The 7,479-nt window shown below is 27.3% G+C and carries 1 protein-coding gene; it reads right to left on the bottom strand.

All coding sequences use genetic code 11. From position 1 onward, the window contains the following. Positions 1-211 precede the first annotated feature (211 nt). Complete coding sequence (locus SPJ33_RS03520; protein ID WP_321116596.1) at positions 212-7,306, bottom strand: GH36-type glycosyl hydrolase domain-containing protein; 7,095 nt, start codon at positions 7,304-7,306, stop codon at positions 212-214. Between the last annotated feature and the right edge of the window lie 173 nt (positions 7,307-7,479).

The raw sequence follows: 7,479 nt of genomic DNA, 5'->3' as shown, positions 1-7,479 counted from the left end.
TTAACTGCTGCTATCACTGGGTTGTCCAATAAAATTTCACTAAAATCCATAATTGCTTCCTCTATATATTATTTTTGTAAATGTTTACTTATACTATTTATTATTGCACTTTAAAATTTATATGTCAATTTAGATATTTTTTTAACAAATTATTTTATATGGATTTTAATTATAAAAAAAGTAGCCTCTATTTTAAGAGACTACTAAATAATTATTTATAATAAACTTCTATATTTGTTTTTCCTAAATTCTTAGGTATTATATCACTATTTATTTGCTTTCCATTTATAATTATCTTATCTTGATTTGATTTTATAATTTTTATATTATAATTTTCTTTTTCATTATTTATATTTACCTCAAATTCATCCCATGATTTAGGAACACAAGGTTTTATTTTGTAACCTTTACCCTTATACATTTTAAGACCTAATATATTTTCAATACCTACCTTATACATCCACCCAGCAGTTCCAGTATACCAACTCCAACCTCCTCTACCATCATGAGGCTCTCTTATATAAACATCTGCTGCCATAACGTATGGTTCTAATTTATATCTTTTACATTTTTCTTCTGTAGTTGTATGATTTATTGGATTTATCATATCAAAATACTTAACTGCCTTATCTCCCATGCCAAGCTTTGTAAATGCTAGGATCACCCAAGTAGCTGCATGAGTATATTGGCCACCATTTTCTCTAACACCTGCAACATAACCTTTTATATAACCAGGTTCTTCTTTTGAATCTGCAAAAGGTGGTGATAAAAGCTTTATTAATCCTAAATTTTCATCAATTAAATTTTTCTCTACAGATTCCATAGCCTTTTTGCTTTTCTCTAGATTTCCACCTTGTGATATTACTGACCAACTTTGAGCTAATGAATCTATTTTACATTCTCCATTTTCCTTAGAACCTAGTGGCATTCCATTATCAAAATATGCTCTTTTATACCACTCACCATCCCAAGCATTCTTTTCGATATTCTCTTTAATATATTCTTTGGTTCTAAGATATCTATCTTTTCTTTCATCATCATTCATATAAGCACATATCTCTTCAAAGCTATCTAATATTTTATAAAGGAACCATCCAAGCCATACACTTTCTCCTTTTCCTTTATTACCTACTGTACTCATTCCATCATTCCAATCACCACTACCCATTAACGGAATTCCATGCTCTCCAAAACTTAAACCTCTTTCAATAGCTTTTATACAATGCTCATATATAGTACCATCTTTATTTGATTGATTTACTATAGTATATCTTTCATCTTCTCCTTCTTTTAATGGCTCATCTTCTAAATAAGGAGATTTTTCATTTAATATATCATAATCTCCAGTAAAGCTTATATATTCAGCTACAACAAAAGGTAACCACAATAAATCATCTGAAAATCTTGTTCTTATTCCACTATTTATTATAGGGTGCCACCAATGCTGTACATCCCCTTCAAGATATTGCCTTGATGCACTTCTTAATATTTGATCCTTTGTTATATTAGGATTTATTAATCCTATAGACATTGAATCTTGAAGTTGATCTCTAAATCCATATGCTCCTCCTGATTGATAAAATGCAGTTCTTGCTAAATATCTGCAACTATAATTTTGATAAAGCAGCCATCCATTTAATAAATAATCCATTTGCTTATCTTTAGTTTTTATTTTTATAGTTCCTAAGAAATCTCTCCAGTAATCTTTAACCTTATCTAATTCATCATCTGCATTTTTTATACAGCTGTATTTTCTTATTATTTTTTCTATATTATCTTCTCTTTCATCTTCTCCTAAAAGCACAATAAGTTCTTTAGTTTCACCTTTTTTTAATTTTATATTACATTGTGTAACTAAACATGGATCTAAAATACTTCCAAAGCTTTCTTGTAATTTTTCATAGTTTAAACCTATAGGATTTTCAATACTTCCTAAACTTCCAATAAATTCTCTTCTATCACATGTAAAGTTTAAAGTTTCTCCACCTAATATAGTTGAATAAGCTTTAAGCTTTCCAAAATACTCAGAATAAGGATTTTGACCATATATATATGAACCCTTATTATATGTGCTTATATATCTAGCTGTTTGATAATTTAAAACTCCTAAAACTAACTGCGCATAATAAAATACTGATATATCTTTTTCTTCTTCTGATATATTTTCAAGTACAATCTTTTGAATCTTTACTTTTTCTCCTCTTGGACAAAATACAGTCATACTACTTTTAATTCCAGAAGAAGTATGCTTAAAGCTTGAATATCCAAACCCATGACGAATTATATAAAGCCCTTTATCTCTTATTGGCTTAGGTGTTATTGAGAAACAATTTTTATTTAAATTATCTCTTATATATATAGCTTCTCCTAAAGGATCTTGAATCCAATCATTACTCCAAGGTGTTATTTTATTTTCTCTACTATTTCCACACCAAGTATGTGATGAGCCTGTTTCTGATATATGAAAACCAAAGTCTTCATTTGAAATTACATTTATCCATGGAGATGGTGTGTTATTGTAATCTTTAAGCATTATTACATAACTTCCATCCTTTTTATCAAAACCACCATAACCATTAAAGAAATCTAAATTTTCTTTTATTTTTTCTATTTCATCATCAGTTTCATAATCATCTTCTTTAAGTAATTTATGATTTGTATTTAAATTTTCTAATACTTTTTTATGTCTTTTTATAATCTCATTTTCTGTATTTAATTCTTCTATTTGATTTAATATACTACCATTTTTACTATCTATATATAACGCTGAAATTCCAATTAAAAAGTCTCTTATCTCTTCATTCATCGTAGATTTATTATGAACAAATATTCCACCAGATTTATTTAAATTATCACTATCACTTAATGCATTTACTAATTTAAATATATCTTCTTGAAGTGGCTGCTTATAGCTTAATTCTTCCTCATTATATATTACTAAATCCACTTTAAGGCCTTTGCTTATGAAGTAATTATGCATCTTTATTGTAGATCTTATTATATCTATATCCTTTTCATCATTTACAACTAACATAATTATCTTTAAATCACCTGAAATCCCATAAGCCCACAAATCTTTTTGGTGTTTACTTATATTTTTTATATATTCTTCTCTATTTTGTCTTCCATCATTTAAGAATAATATATATGAAGCTAAACTTTGATATATATTTGCCTGCTTAGATTTAATCCCAAGATTTCTAAGTTGAATTTGCATTGATTTATTATACATATCAAATGATGCTTCTAACTTATTTATATTGCTATAATCATTAGCTATTTTTATAGATTCTTCCTTACTATCTGCTATACCTGTTATAAAATAAATAACCTTTTCTTCATTTTGCTCTAGACTTATCCTATTTCTTATGCTCATTATAGGATCTAAAACTATACCACAAGTATTTTCTAATAATCCATCATTCTCTAATGCTTTTGGATACTGCAAATTTCTATTTCTACCTATAAAATTAACCCTTGATGTTTCATAACTTAAACTATTTTCTAAATCGCTTAAAGTTATAGACTTGTGGAATATGAAAGGCACTTTTCCACCTGGCGTTCTAGATCTTCTCTTTCCAAGTAATGTAGAAGTTTCATCATCATATTCTGTTTCTATAAATAAATTAGAAAAGCTTGGGTGAGCTGAATCTGATTCAAAGCTAGCTAATGTTATCTCCATATAGCTTGTTATTTCTAAAACTGCTTCCTTATCACTAATATTTTTTAGTGTTATCTTTCTAATATCTATATTGTCCTCTGGTGATACCACAACTTCCATCTTAGTTTCTATACCATCATATTTTTTGCTAAATTTACCCTTATCTACCGAAAACTCTATAGTATAATCTTCACCTTCACTTTTACATGGCTCATAAGTAGTGCTCCAATACTCATTAGAACTTAAATTCTTTATATAAAAAAATAGCCCACTATTATCTACTGTACTATCGCCCTTCCATCTATAAAGAAGCTCTTCACCTCTTTTTGAATAGCCACTACCACCTAAAGTTAACATACTTGAAAATGTCCCATTTGATAATAATAAAACTTCTTGATTATCTTGTAATGCCCCATGAAATACTCTCTTTTCAAATTCTTCTATTTCAAAGCTTTTTCTTTCACTTTCAATTTCAATATCTCTCTCAAAAGTTATATACTTTGGAACTTTTTCTTTAAGCAAGATCTCTGTAGCCTTTACTTCTGGTATATCATGAAATCTTTTTTGAAGTATATTATCATTTAATACATTATCAAGTGCTAAAAATGACATTCCTAGATGATGCACCATATAACATCTAACTTGTTTTCCACCAGCTCTTACTTTATACATCTTTTCTTTTATATATTTTTTCTCATATAAATTATCTTTACTATTATCTTCTACTAATTCTTCTGATGTGTCTTCATCATCTAATACAAAGTCTTCACTTAAACTCTTATTTATTCTGTTTGGTGTAAAATCTATAGCTTCTATAAAACCATATCTTCCTAAAGCACCTTCACTTTCTAATAATCTTAAATTTTCTATTCCCTTATCTTTTGCTAAAGGCAAGACCATTAATGTTGAATATGGCGATACTACAATTTCGTCTTCAAGCCCTCTCTTTAAGCCTACCCCTGGAACTCCAAAAGCTTTATATTGATAATTTTCTCCTATATCAAATTGATAATATGCTGATTCAGATATACCCCACGGAATCTTTTTCTTTCTACCAAAAGTTATTTGATTTTTTATAACAGATTTATAAGTTAAATCTAGCAAAGTTCCACTATAATTTTTCATCAATAAGTTAGGCATAAAATACTCAAACATAGTTCCACTCCATGAAGCTAAGCTCTTTCTTCTAAATGCATTAGTCATTGCTCTTCCTAACTTAAACCAATGACTAGTATCAACCTCATTTCTAGCTATTGCTAAAAATGATGTAGTCCTTGATTCTGATGCTAATAAATCATAATAAGAATTTCCTAATGAATTTTCTTCTAGATTATATCCTATAGAAAATAAGCCTCTCTTTTCATTAAATAATATAGAAAAATCCATTTTCTCCATCATATTTTCTATGTTTGTAATGATCTTTTCTATCCTATTTTTAATATCTTCTAATTCTACAAAATTTCTATCTAAGTTTTTAAGGTAAGTAGCATCATTTATTTTTGTATTAATCTCATTTTCTAATTTTTCTATCCAATAGCTAAACTCGTCATCATCTTTATTTTTTTCTTTTATTTCTTCTATTTTATTTAATTCATTTTCCAAAATTGATATATATGAATTTATATCTTCTTTATTTAACTTATCTAAATCAAGATTAGTATCAAGTTCTAAAATTTTATAAATATCTTCTAAAGCAATAATTTCTTCTTTTCTTACTAATAGATTACCCTTATATTTTTTTAGTGTTTCTTTTACTACCCATAAATAACTTAATAAATTTCCACTATCTACTGTTGAAACATATCTAGGTGATAGAGGCTCTGCTGTTTTTGTATCATACCAATTTAGAAAATGCCCCTTATATTTTTCAAGCTTATTCATGCTTTCTAATATTTTTTCTATTCTATTTATAACTTCCAAAAAAGTTATGTATCCTAAGTCATATGCAACTATATTAGATATAAGCCCCATTCCTATATTTGTTGGAGATGTCCTATGTGCAACTCCTTTATATGGTTTTTCTTGATAATTATCTGGAGCTAAATAATTATTTTTACTATTTACAAAGTCCTCATAATAAGCCCAAATCCTTCTGCTTATACATCTTAAATAACTTCTATCCTCTTCATCTAAATTAATCTTTTCTTCCTCATGAGTTTTACTAATCCCATAAGCTAATAATGGTGAAAGTATCCAAACAATAGATAATATACTTATGATCACTCCAAGTATAAACGATGAATTAAAACTAATAATTATAAATAATACTCCACATATGACTGAAAACCACATCTTTTCATAGTAATATCCAATCGTATCTTTTACTGATTTTTCAGCATCTTCAGCTGTCTGCCATTCTAATAAATGATTTTTAGAAATAAATAATCTAAAAATTGCTTTTAAAATAGCTCCTATAACAATATAAGTTTGATATGGTATAAAACTAATTATAAGAATTAATTGTCTTAAAGTTTTCATAGTTCCAATCAATTTATTTTTTGGTGTTATTACAAAATCTGTAACAGTAAATAATATGGGCATCATTAATGCTAAAGATAAAATTATAGTTATCTCAATACCTCTTTTTAATGAAAATAAAGAAACACCAAGCCCTATAACAATTGATGGTGCTAACAGACTTCTTCTTAAATTGTCAAATATTTTCCACTTAGATAACATAGATAAATCAGATGAAAATAGCCAAGGTAGTAACTGCCAATCACCTCTAATCCATCTATGAAGCCTTTTTGTACTTGCTATATAAGTTGATGGATAATTATCAATAAACTCACAATCTGTAACTAATGCACATCTTGTATAACATCCTTCTAATAAATCATGACTTAATACTCTATTTTCAGGTATCTCATTTTTTAAAATATCATAAAATACATCTATATCAATTATCCCCTTACCAGTAAATGAACCTTCAGCAAATAAATCTTGATATGTATCTGAATAAGATGTTGAATATCCATCTACACCAGAATCCCCACCAAAAATTTTAGAGAATTCACTTTTATTTTTACTTTCTAAGGATATAGAAACCTTAGGTTGCATTATAGAATAACCTCTTTTTATAACTCCTTCTTCATATATAGCCTTATTTAAAGGATGAACCATTGCCCCTATTAATTTCTTCACAACTCCTCTTGTCATAAAGGTGTCCGTATCTAATGTTATTATGTATTTTGAATCCTTAAGTTCTTCTATTGAACTGCTTATAACATTAAAGGTATGTTTATCTTCTCCTTTTAATAGAGCAATAAACTCCATTATCTTTCCTCTTTTTCTTTCACGCCCCATAAACACACCTTCATGAGAATTATAAATCCTCTTTCTATTAAAGAAAAAGAACTTATTTTTATTATCTAAACAATACTTTTTATTTAATTTATCCATTTCTTTTAATATGTAATTATTTATTATCTCATCATTTTCCTCAACCTCTTTATCACTATCTGGAAAATCTGCTAAAATAGCAAAAAATATATTCTCCTCTTTATTTGCAAGATACATTACTTCTAGCTTTTCTATAAGCTTTTTCCCACTAGCTATAGAATTTATAATAGTTGGAACTATAACTGTGCTTTTTTCATCCTTACTTATACCATTTTTTAAATCTATCTTAGGAACATGCCTCATAGGAACATTTTTAGAAGTAAAATAATTTATCGCATTAACAACTATTTCACTTGCAGGAATACTTAAAATAATTGCAGCAAATATATATTGATATCTTGAATATTCTATACCTAATAAATTGGCTAAAAGTAATACTACAAAAATTATAAATAGAGTTCCAAAAATATTAATAA

Source organism: Clostridium sp. (assembly GCF_034179595.1).
In the GTDB taxonomy this organism is placed as follows: Bacteria; Bacillota; Clostridia; order Clostridiales; family Clostridiaceae; genus Clostridium.
This window is presented reverse-complemented; position numbering and strand designations above follow the sequence as displayed.